Genomic DNA, 14,992 nt, shown 5'->3' with positions numbered 1-14,992 from the left:
CACTGGAACGCTTGGCTTCGGGGGTGATTTCGTCGCAGGGGAGTGCGAGGCCTTCAGGAGGGCTGCGCGTTCGCAAGCACACGCGCAACCGCGTCGAAGACTTCGTCCACCTCGATGGCTTTCATGCAGGCAAAGTCCTTGCAGGAAGGGTGCGCGTAGCACGGCTGGCAGGGGAAGGAGTGCTGGATCACCACGTGTCCTGGACCGTACGGCCCGGTGCTCAGGGGATTTGCCGGACCAAAGAGGGAGACCACATGCTTGCCCAGAGCGTAAGCGATGTGCTGCGGCCCGGTATCGCCGGTGACCAGCACATCACACCGGTCCAGTACGGCCGCCAGTTGCAGCAAGGTGGTCTTCCCCGCGGTGCAGAGCGGGTCAATGCCGGAGTCTCGGGCGATGCCCTGTGCGAGGGGCACTTCCGACGGCCCTCCGATAACAACCACACGGGCGTCGAGTTCCCGGTGGAGCCGGCCTGCGAGGGTCGCGAACCTGTCCGCTGCCCACATGCGGTGAACTGCGGCGGCTCCTGGATTGAGAGCAACAACCGGGCCCGTGGTGGCAAAGGAATGGGCAGCGAACAAGTGCTCGGCATGGGTCCGGTCGGATTGTGGGATGAACAGGTCGAAGCGCGGCCGGGAGATATCAGCCCCAATTGCGCCGGCAAGAGGCAGCATGCGCTCAACGGCATGGGCGCTGATGGGCGCTATACGTTCTCCGGGGAACAGCCAGGTGCGCTTCGCGATCCTTCCGCTGCCCATGTGAAGGGTGCGCTTCGCGCCGGCTGCGCGGGCGATGAAACCGCTCTTGAGAATCCCCTGCAAGTCCAGACAGACCTCATACTGCATTTGCCGCAGTTCGCGGCCCAGCGCCCGGCGTTCCGAAATCAGCCGTGGCCAGGCGAGGGGGGACTTCGACAGCTTCTTCCAGCGCGAGACCGGGGCGACGTGAAGCCGGTGGATGTCTGGGTCGGGCGCCAGCAGATCCTCGAAGCGGCTGTCCACCACCCAGCCGATCCGGGTCTCGGGGAAGGAGTCGCGGATGGCCCGCAGCACCGGGAGGGCGCAGATGATGTCGCCCAGGGCGCTCATGCGGATAATGAGGACGCTCTCAGGACCCGCTGGAGGCAATCTGTTTCTCCGCCTTCCAGCGATTATGAAACCACAGCCACTGCTCGGGGTGCTTGAGGATACCCTCGCCCAGGGCGTCATTGATCATCTGTGTCGATGCGAGGATGTCACTCTGGCGATCTCCCGTGTTTGGCAACTCGAGTGCCGGGTGGACCTCGACCCGAATCGTATCATCCGGCTGACGCACGGCGAACACGGGTACGATGGCAGTGCCCAGTCGCAGCGCAAAAGTGGCCGGACCGGTGTGGGTGTCGGCGACGCGGCCGAGGAACTTGATCCGCACTGCCGCCTCACTTGCATGCTGGTCGGGCACGAGTGCCACGATTTCATTGCCACGCAGGATCTTCACAAGCTGGCGCACGTCCTGACGGCCAAAGACATTGATTCCTTTGCTGCGGCGGGAGCCGTTGATCAGTTCGCGCATGACCGGGTCGTCGGCATCGCGCGCGACCACGTTCATCGGATAGCCTGCAACGGCAAACGCTGCGGCCGCAAGCTCCCAGTTGCCCAGGTGGGCGGTTACGATACAGACTCCATTCCCCCGCGCCAGTGCGGCATCCAGATGCTCCCGGCCCTCAATCCTTGTCAGCGCCCGCACCTGATCGTCCGTCAGCCACCGGAGCTTGAGGAGCTCCGCCATGGTCTTGAATGCATTGAGCGCCGCGCCGTTGCGTATGCGAAGGACCTCAGCATCAGTGATGGAGGCCCCGTAGACCCCGCGGATGTTCTCGTCTGCCAGACGTGTCCGCGCAGGCGAAGTCAAACGTCCCAGGACGGCCATTACCCTGGCGATCCCACGCAGCGCCGGAAGCGGCAGAGCCCACAGCAGCGGGTAGACGGTGACTGCGATGGTGCGCACCAGCACCCGTTCGCCGAACCGTCGCAAGCGGCTCTTGCGGGCCTTGTAGGCTAGTCGAGGGTCAGTGTGGATCCCGACGATTCTCTCCTCCATCAAGCTCCTCACACACCTCGGATATCTGCTGACGGGCTGCGTCCTCGCCCTGCATGAATGCAAGTTCACACCCAAGCACGGCCACGGGAGGTGAATCTGCCGGCGGATCAGGCAGCTTCACCGCGTCCTTCTCGGTTGTGACGATCAGGTCGGCACTCGCTGCTTCACAGGCCTGCCGAACGCAATGCCAGTCGCGTTCCGAATAGGCGTGGTGGTCTGCGAATCGCAGGGGCGTCACCCTGGCTCCGAGTTCCTCGAGACCGCGCTCGAAGGACACGGGATTCCCGAGGCCTGACAAGGCCAGCACGTGCAGTCCCTCGAGTCGCTCCGAGACCCTCATTCCATTGATGAGCGGTCGCAGGGCTCCCGTCTGGTGACGTGTCACGCAGAGGAGGCCACCGGGGCAGTGCCGAGATGCGAGCTGGGCCAGTTTCTCCACCGTTTCGACCGGCGCCAGATCCGCATGGGTTATCCAGATCTGGTGCGCCCGGGCAAGGTTCCGCCAGGGCTCCCGGAGACGGCCGGCGGGGAACAGGCCAGTCCCGCCAGAGCCCGCCAGGGCGTCGAGGAGCACAATGTCAAGACGCCGTGCCATCCGGAAATACTGGAACCCATCATCTAGAATGACGATCCGGACGCCTGTGGAGTTCCTTAGTAGCTCGATGGTTACCTCTCGGCGCTTCCCCACAGCAACCGCGCAGCCAGGGAGACTGCGGGCAAGCATGATGGCCTCGTCGCCGGCCTCTTCCAGGGGCGCCAGGACGCGCTCGCCATCGGACACCAACACGGGTCCCCGTTCGGACCGCCGCCGATAGCCGCGAAGGACGATGCCGGGCATGCACCGGTCGCTCAGCAAACGGGCGATGTAAGCGGTTGCCGTGGTCTTTCCGGTTCCGCCAAGACTCAGGTTGCCAACGCTGATGACGGGCAAGGCCGGAACAGTTCGCGCCTTCAGGCCAAAATTATAGATGGCGTGGTTCGCCTGCAGACCTGCCCCGTAAAGCCCCGCCAGCGCCTCGAGCCCGAGACGCCCGAGGGTCGCCATCGGACCCGTGGCCTGTCCGGTGATCAGCCCTTCCCAGCGGTCGCGCATGCGGTCCGAAGCCATTCAAAGTCTTCTCGCGATCCGGTTCACGAAGGCGAGATCGTCTCCCTGCGTGCTTCTCTCAGGAGTGCGACGAGTGCCTCGGCGTAACGCACGGAAGCACCTCCGTGGCGCTGAAGCATGGCTGCTCCGCGGGTTGCAAGAAGCTCTTGCTCCGCCGGTGACGCCAAGATCGCCCCGGCTCTTTCGGCAAGCTCCTCTGCGCTGAAGACTTGCACTGCCGCCTGTTCGCCAAGGGCTATATCGGTGATATCCTGGAAGTTGTGCATCCATGGGCCCATCAAGGTCGGCTTCCCAAGGGCAATCGGCTGCAGGATATTGTGCCCGCCCCAGCGCACGAGGCTGCCGCCCACGAACACAACTGTGGCAAGAGCATATACCCGGGTGAGTTCGCCGATGGTATCGAGGATCACCACGCGCACCTGGCCGGAAGCAACCCTCGCGCGTTCCGCCTCACTGTCCTGGAGCGCCCGGCTGCGGCGGTAAGCGGCATACCCGCGCTCCGTGACCAGCCGTTCGATGGCGTCGCCCCTCTCGGGATGGCGAGGCGCGATGACAAGCTGCAGATCGCGGTGCTCCTGGCGCAGGAGGTCGTAGGCTTCGAGCACCTTTTCGTCTTCGCCTTCGCGGGTACTCCCGGCCACGAAAATGGGGGCTTCCGGCGCTAGTCCAAGCTCCAGACGCAACTTGTTGGCCTCCGCGGCGGACACATCGGGCATCGGCTCATCGAACTTGCAGTTGCCGAGCGTGCTCACCTGCTCCGGGGCCGCGCCCAGGGAGATGAATCGCTCGGCGTCCTTGGTGGACTGGGCCATAATCGCAGAGAAATTGCTGAGCGTCCAGGCCATCAACGGCGTTGCCATGCGGTCCCGGGGATAGGCTTTGTCCGATATCCGGCCGTTCACAAGAGCCGTCACGATGCCCTGACTACGGGCGATGGCCACGATATTCGGCCAAAGTTCCGTATCCACCATCACCAGGATGTCCGGCTTCATGCCGTTCAGGACGCGGCGAATGCAGAAGGGAATGTCGAAGGGGAAGTAGATCAGCGCATCCAGTTCCAACTCGCGCTTTAGCGCCATCTCACGCCCGGTGGGGGTGGTGGTGGACAACACGATATGCGCCAACGGTTCGCGCTCGCGCACCGCATGGATGATGGGCTGCACCGCTGCTACCTCGCCCACGGAACAGGCCTGGAACCAGAAGACGGGGTCATTGTGGCTGGCTAGTTCGGCAGCCTCAGGCGGGATTTTCCCGAGACGGGCCGAAAACCCCTGCCGCGACTTGCCCTTGATGACCATCCGGTACAGGAGGTACAAGAGCAAGAGCGGGCTTGCCAGCACCAGGAGAGTATTGTACAGGAAGAAGCGCCAGTCCAGAGGCTTGGCCGATACGCGTTCTGGCATCTCGATTCAGGACACTTCCTCATCGGTAGTCTCATCGGTGCGCACTTCCTCGCCGGGGGCCCCGTTCCCTGCGGCAAGGTTTCCACTCTCGTAGAGCCTCCGGTAGACGCGGCCCAGCGCCATGAGTTCCTCGTGCGTTCCCTGCTCGACGATACGGCCACGCTCCAGGACCACGATCCGGTCGGCATTGCGCACCGTGGACAGTCGGTGGGCGATGATGATGGTGGTGCGTCCGTGGATCAGGGTCTGCAGCGCCGAATGAATGGCCGCCTCGGACCGTGCATCCAGCGAGGACGTTGCCTCATCGAGGATGAGAATCCGCGGGTCTCGCAGGAGCGCCCGGGCGATGGCCACGCGCTGTTTCTGGCCCCCGGAGAGCTTGGTTCCGCGCTCGCCAACCTGGGTCCGGTAACCCTCTGGCAGCCCCATGATGAAATCATGGGCATTGGCGGCCTTCGCCGCTTCCACGATCTCCTCTGGTGACGCGCCCGGGCGTCCGTACCCGATGTTTTCGGCGATGGATGCGCTGAACAGGATGGTCTCCTGAGGAACGATCCCCATGCAAGACTGCAGGGATTCGAAGCTGATCTTGCGCACATCCACGCCATCGATGGTTACGGCGCCGTCATTCACATCATACAACCGGGCAACGAGGTTGGCGATGGTGGTTTTTCCAGCGCCACTGGGCCCCACGAGCGCCACGACTTCGCCGGGGCGCACGTGAAGAGACATGTCATGCACGACGGGCTCGGAATCATATGCGAAGGTCACGTTTTCCAGCCGAATCTCGCCCTTGACGTCGCTGAGCGTCACGGGATTCGGGTCTTCAACGAGGTCCGACTTCTCGCTGAGAATCTGAAGTGTGCGGTCTGCCGCCGCCTCGGCACGCTGGAGTTCCATGTTCGCCCGCGCCAGGTATGACAGGCGGCTTGCAGCGGTCTCCATCAGGAGGATGAAGGTCATCAGTTGTGCGGTATTGGTGTGCTCAAGGGCCACCTCGCGTGCCCCCAGGAGCAGGGCGCCGCAGATTCCCAGTCCGGTGAGGCCGCCCACGGAGACGATGTTGATCGCCCGCATCCGGGCCGAGCGCATCTCATTGCGAAAGACCGCCAGGTTTTCAGTGTCGAAACGTCCCTTTGCGTGAGTCCCCAGGCCGAAGATTTTCACCACCCGGATGCCCTGGAAAGTCTCGTTGACGATTGCAGTGAGATCCGCCAGCTTCTCCTGAACGATCCGCGAGTAGCTTCTGATCTTCCGGCCCATCATGCTGCTGAAGAGGATGACCAGGGGGATGACGGCCGCCGTGACCAGAGTGAGGGTTACCGAGATGGTGAGCATCCCGATCACACAAGACAGCACGGTGACCGGGGACACCACCAGCCTGCCGAGGTTTGCCCCCAGGATTTGGCGCAGCACCTGGGTATCGTTGTTGATCCGCGACACGAGTTCGCCCGACTGCCGGCTCTCGAAAAAGGAAAGCGACAGGCTCTCAAGATGGGAGAAGATGGCTTCTCGGAGCGAGACCATGAGCCGTTCGCTGATGTAGGTGCCGATGTAAAAGGACAGCGCGGTTGCGATGGCGGCGGCCATGAAGTAACCCAGCAAGACGCCCGACGAGGAGTACAGTTGCTGGAGGATCTCCGCCCGGGTCTTGGGGGCGGCGGGTTGCTTCACCTCAGGTTCGGTGCGAATTCCGAGCTTCCGGGCGATGCTCTTGAAAAGGGATGTGCTCTGGTCTTCCGCCGGAGGCCTGGACTGATCGCGCAGGACGCGGGCGATTTCGGCACCCATCTGCTCGCCGCCCACCTTGCCCCGGGACGCGCCCATTTCCTGTCCGATCTGCCTGGCTGTGTCGACCTGGGCGGCACCGGCCAGTTCGGAAGCCACCTTGCCGCCTACCGCCCGGCCAAGGTCGCGCCCCAACTCTTCACCACGCCGAGCCCCGATTTCGCGCCCCTTCTGCTCAATGTCCTCGGCACCACCTGATGCGCCGGCAGCGCCCTGCAGTTCCACGAACAGCGGCTGGAAGACCCGCTGGGTCTCCCACATCGCCCGCATCTCAAGGAAACCGTTGGCAACCATGACCAGGATGCCCACGATGAAGACCTTGAGCAAGGGACGGACCAGATTCCTCAATTGCCACAGCGAACGGTATCTCATGCGCCAACTGCTTTCATTGCCCGCGAACGGGCCAGGTCAACGATCAGATCGGCGGTGCGCGGCGCCACTCCCGGTGTCCCAAGCATGGCTCGCACCTTGAGAAGCTCGGCGCGCATGGCATCGGCCCGGCCCGGATTGGTCAGGATGTCAATGGCCGGCTCGGCGATGCGCTCAGGCGTCACCTGATCGCGTGCCGCAAGCGGCACTACCTCCGGGACGATCATCCGTCCCGCCAGGAGGTTCGGCATGGCATAGAGGGGCTGCTTCTGGTGCAGAATGTACTCAGCGATCCACTTTGCCAGGTAGCCCGTGTCGAATGCAGCGATCATGGGCGTGAGGCAGGCCGTAGCTTCCACGGTGACGGTCCCCATCGCCACAATCGCTAGATCGCACGCCCGGAGTATAGCATGGCTGTCATCCAGCACGCTGACTCCGCCAAGGGCCTGAGCACGCGCCGCTGCATTTCGAGCAAGACGGTCTGCCGACGCGAACCGCGACCACAGGAACTGCGCTCCCGGCAGACGCGTCCGGATGACCTCGGCGGCATCCAGGAACAGGCGGGACATGGTGGCTCGCTCCAGTCCCCGGCTTCCCGGCAGGAGCCCGATGTATGGTCCCGGCGCGTTCAGACCCATCTTACGTCTCAACGCGGCCCGATCCGACGGCGGGCTGAGCGAGTCGAGAACCGGATGGCTCACGAAGTGGGCATCCGCACCGGACTGGCGCAGGTATTCGGCATTACGCTCGAAAGGCGTGGCGATGCGGTCCGTGAGAGCCGCCAGCCGGGACCAGTCCCTTGGCTCCTGACGCCAACTGCCAGGGGGGAAGTAGTAGAACACCGGCGGATCCCCGGCCCCGCGCAGAGCGGCTGCCACCCGGACGTTGAAGGCGCCGAAGTCCACGAGCACCACGACCGAAGGGCGCTCTCTGCGGATCGCTGCAAGCAGGCGGTGGCGCTGGATGAACAGTGCGGGGGCTCGCCTGAGAGAATCAGGAAGCCCAAGACCGCCCCACGTGGTGCTGTCGGCGATAAGGTCGGCGCCGGCCTCGCGCATGGCTGGCCCACCCACGCCGCGCACCGAGAATCCTCGCCGCACCAGTTCCGCCACAACGGGTGCGGAGTGCCGGTCGCCGGAAGGTTCGCCCGTGATGAAGAACGCGGTGTCAGCCCGGTCCATGTTGTGGTGACACCTGCGCTGTGTCAGGGTCTGCGCCCGTGTCATCAATCCAACTGCCGCCCGCGCTCGCCCTCATTGATCCGCTCAACGAAATCAAGCATGTGCAGTACTTCCGGCGCAGGGTCAGCTTCGGCACGCAAGGCCGCCAGGGCATCGGTCATATTGAGGTCGGAATGGTACAGGGTGCGAAAAGCGTGATGCAGTGCCTTGATAACCTCGGAATTGAGCCCTCGGCGCCGCAACCCCACGAGGTTGAGCTTCCGGGGTCGAGCCGGGTTGCCATCGGCGAGTGTGTAGGGCGGTACGTCGATGCGGACCACCGAGAAGCCACCAACCATACACATGGTGCCCACGCGCACGAACTGATGCAGACCCACCATGGCGCCGATGACCGCATAGTCGTCGATCCTCGCGTGGCCGCCGCATTGGACCATGTTCGCCATCATAATGCTGCTGCCGACCTGGACGTTGTGGCCCAGATGGGAATAGGCCATGAGCATGCAATTGTCGCCCAGGACGGTGGAATTGCCCTCGCCCGTGGCTCGGTGAATGGTGACGTACTCACGGATGTGGTTTCCGTCACCGATCTTCACGTAACTGGGTTCGCCCTTGTACTTCAGGTCCTGTGGCCGGTCGCCCAATACGGCGCCGGCAGCCACGTAGTTGTCGCAGCCCATCTGGGTACATCCGTGGATCTGAACGTGTGGCCCGATCTGGCAACGATCTCCAATTCGGGCGCCGGCCTCAATCACCGCATATGGGTGGACAACCACGTCTGCACCCAGCTCGGCGCGCGGGTCCACAACTGCGGTGGGGTGTATGCTCATCGGGGTCCTCCTGGTAGTGCACGGCCGGTACAATGCTGCACGCCGCGCGCATCGCCGCAGTCACGTCTACTAGGACAAACAGGGCCGTGAATCGGCGCGGCCCACCGCCAACGCGGGCAGATGTGCGAGGCTACTCCAGGGCGAACATGAGCATGCCCTCGCAGGCCACTTCGTCGCCCACCTTCGCCACGGCTTCAGCGCGCCCGATGCGCCCCTTGCGACGCTCCAGCCGCGCTTCGATGATAAGCTGGTCTCCCGGAACAACCTGCCGCCGCCAGCGGACCGCTTCGCACCCCACAAAATACGGAGTCTTGCCCGCGTCCTCCGCCTGGCACAGGAGCATGACGCCGCCTACCTGGGCCATTGCTTCGAGGATGAGCACCCCAGGCATCACCGGATTCTCGGGCCAGTGGCCGGTGAACTGCGGCTCGTTGGCGGTGACATTTTTCACGGCGACGATCCGCTGGCCCGGCTCCAGCTCCAGAACGCGGTCCACCAGCAGGAATGGGTAGCGGTGGGGCAAGGTGGCCAGAATCGCGTGGATGTCCATGGCGCAACTATCCATTAGTATTTCCTCCTGGTGCGGTCGCCGGAAGCCCGAACATGCTCACACAGGGTTCCGCTGAGCGGGGCCCTGGCAGGCCTCGCGCTGGCGGCAGCCGCAGGGTGAGCGGTGATTATAGGCTATCGCAGGGGTGTTAGCAAGCCCGCGGGGCAGTCCTTTCAGGAGCCCTTCCCATCAGATCCGTTCGCAGACATCTGAATACGTCGACAGGACCGGCGACCCTCTTCGCCCAGGGTCACGCCTACTTCTTGCCCACCGCCAGCACTTCCACCGATCTTCCGATGAGGTTCTCGACAGCCCACGGCGCGTAGGCGATGCGCTTGATGAACCAGCGGAATGCGCGCTTCCCTGCTGAAGGCACGCTGGAGTACACCTTGCCCTCCAGGACCTGCGTCATCTCCTGGCCCTCCTGCGGGGAGACTTCGACGCCGCGCCACCGCCACAGGAATGCGCGCAGTGTGTACAGGCAGCTGACCTCGAACACCATGGCGCCCTCGGGTTCGGGGATTGCGCGGGAGTTCACGGTCGCGAACCCCGCCGCTTCCAGCATGCGCGCAATGGACTTCGGGCTGAAGTGGAACAAATGGCGCGGGGTGTCGAGCCAGTGCCAGTAGCGCCCGAAGAGGCTGCGCTGCAGGGCATCCACATTGGGCACCTTGATATAGACGGATCCGCCCGGCTTGAGGAGCGCGTGAATCTTCCGCAGGTCTCCCAGCGGGTCGTGGACATGCTCCAGCACATCGAAGAGGGTGACGGCGTCGAAAGACCCGTCCGGGTACGATGTGTCCTGCAGAAAGGCGCAGTCCACCTCCAGCCCGTAATGCTCCCGCGCGATCCGGCAGGCGTGTTCGTAAGGCTCAAGGCCCACGGCATCCAGCCCGCGTTGTCTCATCTGAGCCGGGAGATTGCCCACTGCGCACCCCACATCCAGAACGCGCCCGCCGGGATAGTCGCGCACCAGGGCGTCCAGGGTGCGCTTCATGCCGGCGTCGAGATACGGGCGATGCCCTGTGGGAGTAGGAGGGCTCCAGTAGCGTGTGGGGTAATACTCGCCGATGCTCTCCGCATCCGGCCTGGGGCTGATGAACGCCAGGGAGCACGACTGACAGCGTTGGATCTCGAACTCTCCCGGAATGAGCAGATTCAGGTCTCGCGCGCGCATTATGAGACGCGCGGTCCCCGGCCCGCAGATCGGGCAGTCAATGGTCTCAAGGGCCATCCGTGTGCCTCCCAGCAAGCCCCGCAGCGTAACCGACCACGTGAGCGCAGTCGACGATCATGTTTGCGAAAGGTGCCAGCAGAGCGGCCTCCAGGGACTTCGTACGACGGCGCGCCCGCAAGGCGTGACGCACCCAGTATGCGGCCAGCAGTGCATGCAGCCCGAGCTGGACAGGGGGGAAGACGAACCCGCCCGCAATCAGGGCCAGTGTGAGCACCAGCAGCACGAAAGCTTTGGTGTAATGCCCGAACCACAGGCCGCGCACCGCATCGCCCCGGGCGTATGCCCCGAATTGCCGAAACAGCGCCTGCGGAGCCGCATTCGGCCGCCATTCCACAATCGCGGTCGGCTCGAAGACGAACTTCGCGCCCGACGCGCGCAGGGCGAGGTCGAAAGCGGTGTCCTCAGCCGTGTCGTTCCGCAGGCCCCTTGAATCGGGGTAACCTGCCACCTTCTCCCAGGCGCTCTTGCGGAAGGCCACGGACCGCGAAGAGGGCAGGAAGTTCTCCGGGTCGACTTCGCTGGCCGAGGGAACCGTTGCTGCGCACACTGCCTCTTCCCACAGGCTGCTCGCAACGGGCTCATAGTAGCCCGAGACCACATCCACATCGGGGTTGGATTCCAGCGGCGCAATGATTCGCTCAAACCAGTCCTTGCGGGGGATCGCCCCCACGTCCGTAACTGCGATGAGTTCGCAATTGGTCTTCTCTATGCCTGTGTTTCGTCCCGTCGAACGACTCGCTCCAACGGAGATGATGAGTCTGATCGGCGCGCCTTTCCCCGTGCGGTCAAGTATGCGGGAGATGGTCCCATCCTGAGAATTGGCGTCCACGATCACGATGTCATCGGGCTGTCGGGTCTGGGATAGCACCGCGTCCAGGAAGGCGTCGATGGCGTCGATCTCATTGAGGCATGTGGTGACTAACGCCGCCCTCATCGGCCGCCACCTTCCCAGAGGGCTTCGTACAGGTCGGCAACTGCGGCCCAGGTCTGAGTGCGCGCGAATTCGAAGGCCTCTCGCAGCCGTTGGTCCAGCGCCGCGCGGTCGCGCAGGAGCAATGCGGTGAGGGCCGCAAGCTCACCCGGGCTGCGCGCTATTTCGATGTACGGCGCTCCCGGGAACAGGCGCAGATAATCTCTCTTCAGTGGGTTGTCGTAGGTGGCCAGCACGGCGCATCCAGTCGCCATGGCCTCCAGCATCCCGAGCAGGCCGCTGGTGAAAGCGAATCGAGCGCGCAGGAGATACGGCGTGACATCGGGCACGCGGCCGGTGAAGCTGACATCGATCCCGTACTCATCCGCGAGAGTCTCGCCCCATTCGCGCAAGCTCCCGTCCCCGCACACCGTGAGAGGCAAAGCGATCCCGTGCACATTCCGCAGCGTTTTCAGGGCCTCGAGGGAATCGAGAAACCCGGTATCCTTCTCCAGCCGGCCTACGAACACCGCGCCATCGCCGCCGACGGGCATTTCATCGGGGCAGTCCACGCCGCCGTGAGTGATGTGCGTGCAGCGGAATCGGTACCATCTCGGGATGAACGCTCCGGCACAGATGCTCCCATCAGTGAGCCACAGGACAACCCGCCGCAGGACCTTGGCTTCCAGGGGAATGGGGTAGCCCTCGTACCCGTGGAAAGTGACGAAGTATCGCTTGCGCGGAAGCAGGAGCCGGAAGTTGAGGGCGTACTTGAGGAAGGGATAGGCGTCGTGGGTATGGATGATGTCGGCCCACTGGAACCAGTCCCGTAGCTGTCCCCGACCGGTGACGCCGTCCCGGCTCACCCGGCGGATGGGGATCCCGTCGAGGGTCTCGGCCTGTGGCCAGTCCGGTTCCCACAGCGGCGTGGCGATGCGAATTTCGTGCCCGCGGCCCCGAAGTTCGGCGCAGACGCGCCGGATGTGTCTCTCCACCCCGCCCGAGCGCGGTGAATACGACGGCGCAAGCATGAGCACGCGGCGAGTTTCCGCGGTGATCTGAGTCGCGCCGGCCGCCCGATCATCCCGTGCCATTTCCGTTTCCCTGCTCGGCCAGGTACGCGCCCACCACTTCTTCCGTGGGCCCATCGGCCCTCAGCTCGCCCTTCTCCAGCCAGATGGCCCGGGTACAGTGGCGCTCAATGGACGCCAGTTCGTGAGACACCATGAACAGTGTGCTGCCCTTTTCACGCAGGCGCGCCAGGTGGCCGTAGGCTTTGCGCTGGAAATGCTCGTCGGCCACGGCAAGCACCTCATCCACCAGCAGGACTTCAGGCTCGAAAGCGATGGCCGTGGCAAACCCCAGTCGCAGTGACATGCCGGAGGAATATGTCTTCACCGGCACATCGATGAATTCCCCGAGTTCAGAGAAACTGATGATGTCCTGGTAGCGGTCCTCCACTTGCCGGCGCGAGTACCCCATGAGCGCGCCGCTGAGCAGGATGTTGTCGGCTCCGCTGAGTTCCGGATGGAATCCTGCCGCAAGTTCGAACAGCCCGCCCGCTGCACCGCGCACAGTGATCTCGCCGTCGGTGGGCACGAGGATGCCTGCAATCAGCCGCAGCAGCGTGCTCTTTCCCGACCCGTTGCTGCCGATGATCCCCACGGACTCGCCTCTGACCGCGCTGAAGCTCACATTGCGCAGAGCCCAGAGCACTTCGGTGGGGTAGGGGCGGAATACCCGGACCACCGCCCGCTTTATGCTGGGCATCCGCTCGTGACGCACGTGGTATTTTTTTGCGAGATTGCGGACCTCAACCACAGTCTGGGACATCATACCATCTCGGGGAACTGCCACTGGTAGCGCCGCCAGACCAGCACTCCCAGGGCAAGGATGATTGCGGACCACACCGCCGAGATACCCACGTACAGCCAGAAATCGGGCACCGGCCACTCGCCCCCATGCAGCAGCGCCGTCCGGTAACCGATGAACAGGGGCGTCAGTGGGTTACCCATGATGTACAGCTCTTTCCAGATCGGCGCCAGCCGGTCGCTCTCCAGCACCTGGTCGATGGTGTACACGATGGGGCAGAGGAAGAAAAGCAGTTGCGTCAAAGAGCCCAGCAGGAACCGGATATCCTCATAGTACATGTGCAGCGTGGACAGGAGAAGCACGAGCCCCAGCGTCAGCGCGGCCTGGATGACCAGGAACGGGATCACCCAAAGCATGTAGACGTTGAAATGCACGGGCAGAAGGATGAAGATGATGAAGAGAACTGCGAAGCCGAAGCACAAGTGCACGAAGTTGGAGCAAAGACTGGAAATGGGCAGAATCATGCGTGGGAACGGGTACTTCTTCACCAGCAGGAAGTCCTTCGAGACACACACGGCTCCGTCATTCAGCGCCTGCGAGAAGAACATCCACGGCAGGAAACAGGTGAACAGCTCCATGGAGAAGTTCTGAATCCGCGATCCCATGATATAGCGGAAGACAATGGTCATCACCGCGATCTGCATCAGGGGATTGAGGAACGACCAGCAGAAGCCGAGAGCGGAGTTCTTATACCGGACCTTGAGATCACGCCGGACCAACTGGGTGATGGCCCAGCGCCAGGCAGGTGATAGCGCCCCGGGTTTGTCGGTCATGCTCATGCGGTCAGCTGCCCTCCAAGCGAGGGGAACGGCGGTGTGATGTCCGGCGCGGCGGCTATTCGGTGATTGCTCGCCGCGCCGGTATCCTTTTCTTGGCTACTTGTTGCCTACTGCCAGTCCCTCGCCCACGAGGTAAGCGTAACTGTCGCGGACGGCTTCCATCATGTCGGTGGCGCAGGAGTCAAGCTCAACGATGAGCCACTCCAGGACGCTTTCATCGGCTGCGCCGATGATTGCCGGCATATCCAGGACACCCTTGCCGACGGCGGTCATGGGCTGCGGTGGGTCGAGGGGGCCGTCCTTGATGTGCAGGACCGGAGCCCGGTGACCAAGGCGCTTCACGGTCTCGACTGGGTCCTGACCGCTCTTGGCGACCCAGTAGACGTCAAGTTGCGCGAAGAGGCAGGGGACTTCCTCCAGCATGATGTCTTCGGGCAGCTTGCCGTCCACAGGCTCGAACTCCTGCCAGTGGTTGTGCAGGCCGAAGCTAATGCCGGTGCCCTCGAGAAGCTCCACGGCGCGCTTCTGCTTCGCGACGCAGGCCATGACGCCGTCCATGGTGTCGATGGGCCCACCCGGGCCGGTAATGAGCTTGGTGATGCCGAGAGTCTTGCACTGGTCGATGAGTTCGGACGCATTCTCGTCGGTGACCATCGGCATGTGCGCGCTGGACACCTGCAGGCCGAGGTCGTCGATAATTGACTTGAGTTCCTTGAGGTCCATGTTGTGGAACCCGGCGAACTCAACGCCGACGTAGCCGATGTCGGCGATCTGCTTGAGGACGGCGGGGAAGTCCTGGGCCGCAGCTTCACGGACCGAGTAGAGCTGAACGGAAATCGGTTTTGCCATGTTTCTCTCCCCTTGGGGTTGGGTAATTGCACTCATCGTC

14 protein-coding genes are annotated in these 14,992 nt (G+C 63.6%); all 14 read right to left on the bottom strand.

Translation table 11 applies throughout. The features are described 5' to 3' along the window. Positions 1–53: 53 nt before the first annotated feature. The 14 genes from HPY44_12140 to HPY44_12075 all read right to left on the bottom strand — a co-directional run bounded on the left by HPY44_12140 (position 54) and on the right by HPY44_12075 (position 14,952). A complete protein-coding gene (locus tag HPY44_12140) occupies positions 54–1,127 on the bottom strand; it encodes a glycosyltransferase family 9 protein (GenBank protein ID NSW56757.1) in 1,074 nt (357 codons plus the stop codon). Further along, a complete protein-coding gene (locus HPY44_12135; protein NSW56756.1) occupies positions 1,108–2,079 on the bottom strand; it encodes a lysophospholipid acyltransferase family protein in 972 nt (323 codons plus the stop codon). Before HPY44_12135 ends, HPY44_12140 begins: the two co-directional genes overlap by 20 nt. Then, entirely contained in the window at positions 2,048–3,187 is a 1,140-nt protein-coding gene (gene lpxK, locus HPY44_12130) for a tetraacyldisaccharide 4'-kinase (GenBank protein ID NSW56755.1), read from the bottom strand. The genes HPY44_12135 and lpxK overlap by 32 nt, the downstream gene beginning before the upstream one ends. Before the next feature lie 23 nt (positions 3,188–3,210). Further along, a complete protein-coding gene (locus tag HPY44_12125; GenBank protein NSW56754.1) occupies positions 3,211–4,590 on the bottom strand; it encodes a 3-deoxy-D-manno-octulosonic acid transferase in 1,380 nt (459 codons plus the stop codon). Positions 4,591–4,596: 6 nt separating this feature from the next. Beyond that, positions 4,597–6,750: an ABC transporter ATP-binding protein gene (locus HPY44_12120; protein ID NSW56753.1), complete on the bottom strand. Its 2,154-nt coding sequence runs from the start codon at positions 6,748–6,750 to the stop codon at positions 4,597–4,599. Beyond that, positions 6,747–7,928 (bottom strand): hypothetical protein, encoded by a 1,182-nt coding sequence (locus HPY44_12115; GenBank protein ID NSW56752.1) that lies wholly within the window; start codon positions 7,926–7,928, stop codon positions 6,747–6,749. Before HPY44_12115 ends, HPY44_12120 begins: the two co-directional genes overlap by 4 nt. A gap of 44 nt (positions 7,929–7,972) precedes the next feature. Then, on the bottom strand, positions 7,973–8,755 hold the full coding sequence (gene lpxA, locus HPY44_12110; GenBank protein NSW56751.1) for an acyl-ACP--UDP-N-acetylglucosamine O-acyltransferase: 783 nt from the start codon (positions 8,753–8,755) through the stop codon (positions 7,973–7,975). 130 nt (positions 8,756–8,885) lie between these two features. Continuing rightward, a complete protein-coding gene (gene fabZ, locus HPY44_12105) occupies positions 8,886–9,305 on the bottom strand; it encodes a 3-hydroxyacyl-ACP dehydratase FabZ (protein NSW56750.1) in 420 nt (139 codons plus the stop codon). A gap of 256 nt (positions 9,306–9,561) precedes the next feature. Next, a complete protein-coding gene (locus tag HPY44_12100) occupies positions 9,562–10,539 on the bottom strand; it encodes a class I SAM-dependent methyltransferase (GenBank protein NSW56749.1) in 978 nt (325 codons plus the stop codon). Next, positions 10,529–11,476, bottom strand: a complete 948-nt coding sequence (locus HPY44_12095; protein NSW56748.1) for a glycosyltransferase — start codon at positions 11,474–11,476, stop codon at positions 10,529–10,531. The genes HPY44_12100 and HPY44_12095 overlap by 11 nt, the downstream gene beginning before the upstream one ends. Continuing rightward, on the bottom strand, positions 11,473–12,546 hold the full coding sequence (locus HPY44_12090; protein NSW56747.1) for a glycosyltransferase family 4 protein: 1,074 nt from the start codon (positions 12,544–12,546) through the stop codon (positions 11,473–11,475). The genes HPY44_12095 and HPY44_12090 overlap by 4 nt, the downstream gene beginning before the upstream one ends. Next, positions 12,533–13,288: an ABC transporter ATP-binding protein gene (locus HPY44_12085; GenBank protein NSW56746.1), complete on the bottom strand. Its 756-nt coding sequence runs from the start codon at positions 13,286–13,288 to the stop codon at positions 12,533–12,535. The genes HPY44_12090 and HPY44_12085 overlap by 14 nt, the downstream gene beginning before the upstream one ends. Then, a complete protein-coding gene (locus HPY44_12080) occupies positions 13,285–14,103 on the bottom strand; it encodes an ABC transporter permease (protein ID NSW56745.1) in 819 nt (272 codons plus the stop codon). Before HPY44_12080 ends, HPY44_12085 begins: the two co-directional genes overlap by 4 nt. Before the next feature lie 96 nt (positions 14,104–14,199). Continuing rightward, a complete protein-coding gene (locus tag HPY44_12075) occupies positions 14,200–14,952 on the bottom strand; it encodes a sugar phosphate isomerase/epimerase (GenBank protein ID NSW56744.1) in 753 nt (250 codons plus the stop codon). Positions 14,953–14,992 lie beyond the last annotated feature (40 nt).

This window comes from Armatimonadota bacterium, assembly GCA_013314775.1.
Lineage (GTDB): Bacteria > Armatimonadota > Zipacnadia > Zipacnadales > JABUFB01 > JABUFB01.
The sequence above is the reverse complement of the archived record's forward strand: the minus strand, read 5'-3'. Positions and strand labels throughout refer to the sequence as shown.

Excerpts from the sequence above, each read along its gene's own strand:
- HPY44_12120 (NSW56753.1), bottom strand. The coding sequence starts at position 6,750 with ATGAGATACCGTTCGCTGTGGCAATTGAGGAATCTGGTCCGTCCCTTG.
- HPY44_12125 (NSW56754.1), bottom strand. The coding sequence starts at position 4,590 with ATGCCAGAACGCGTATCGGCCAAGCCTCTGGACTGGCGCTTCTTCCTG.
- HPY44_12100 (NSW56749.1), bottom strand. The coding sequence starts at position 10,539 with ATGGCCCTTGAGACCATTGACTGCCCGATCTGCGGGCCGGGGACCGCG.
- lpxK (NSW56755.1), bottom strand. The coding sequence starts at position 3,187 with ATGGCTTCGGACCGCATGCGCGACCGCTGGGAAGGGCTGATCACCGGA.
- HPY44_12090 (NSW56747.1), bottom strand. The coding sequence starts at position 12,546 with ATGGCACGGGATGATCGGGCGGCCGGCGCGACTCAGATCACCGCGGAA.
- fabZ (NSW56750.1), bottom strand. The coding sequence starts at position 9,305 with ATGGACATCCACGCGATTCTGGCCACCTTGCCCCACCGCTACCCATTC.
- HPY44_12135 (NSW56756.1), bottom strand. The coding sequence starts at position 2,079 with ATGGAGGAGAGAATCGTCGGGATCCACACTGACCCTCGACTAGCCTAC.
- HPY44_12115 (NSW56752.1), bottom strand. The coding sequence starts at position 7,928 with ATGGACCGGGCTGACACCGCGTTCTTCATCACGGGCGAACCTTCCGGC.
- HPY44_12095 (NSW56748.1), bottom strand. The coding sequence starts at position 11,476 with ATGAGGGCGGCGTTAGTCACCACATGCCTCAATGAGATCGACGCCATC.
- HPY44_12080 (NSW56745.1), bottom strand. The coding sequence starts at position 14,103 with ATGAGCATGACCGACAAACCCGGGGCGCTATCACCTGCCTGGCGCTGG.
- HPY44_12085 (NSW56746.1), bottom strand. The coding sequence starts at position 13,288 with ATGATGTCCCAGACTGTGGTTGAGGTCCGCAATCTCGCAAAAAAATAC.
- HPY44_12075 (NSW56744.1), bottom strand. The coding sequence starts at position 14,952 with ATGGCAAAACCGATTTCCGTTCAGCTCTACTCGGTCCGTGAAGCTGCG.
- lpxA (NSW56751.1), bottom strand. The coding sequence starts at position 8,755 with ATGAGCATACACCCCACCGCAGTTGTGGACCCGCGCGCCGAGCTGGGT.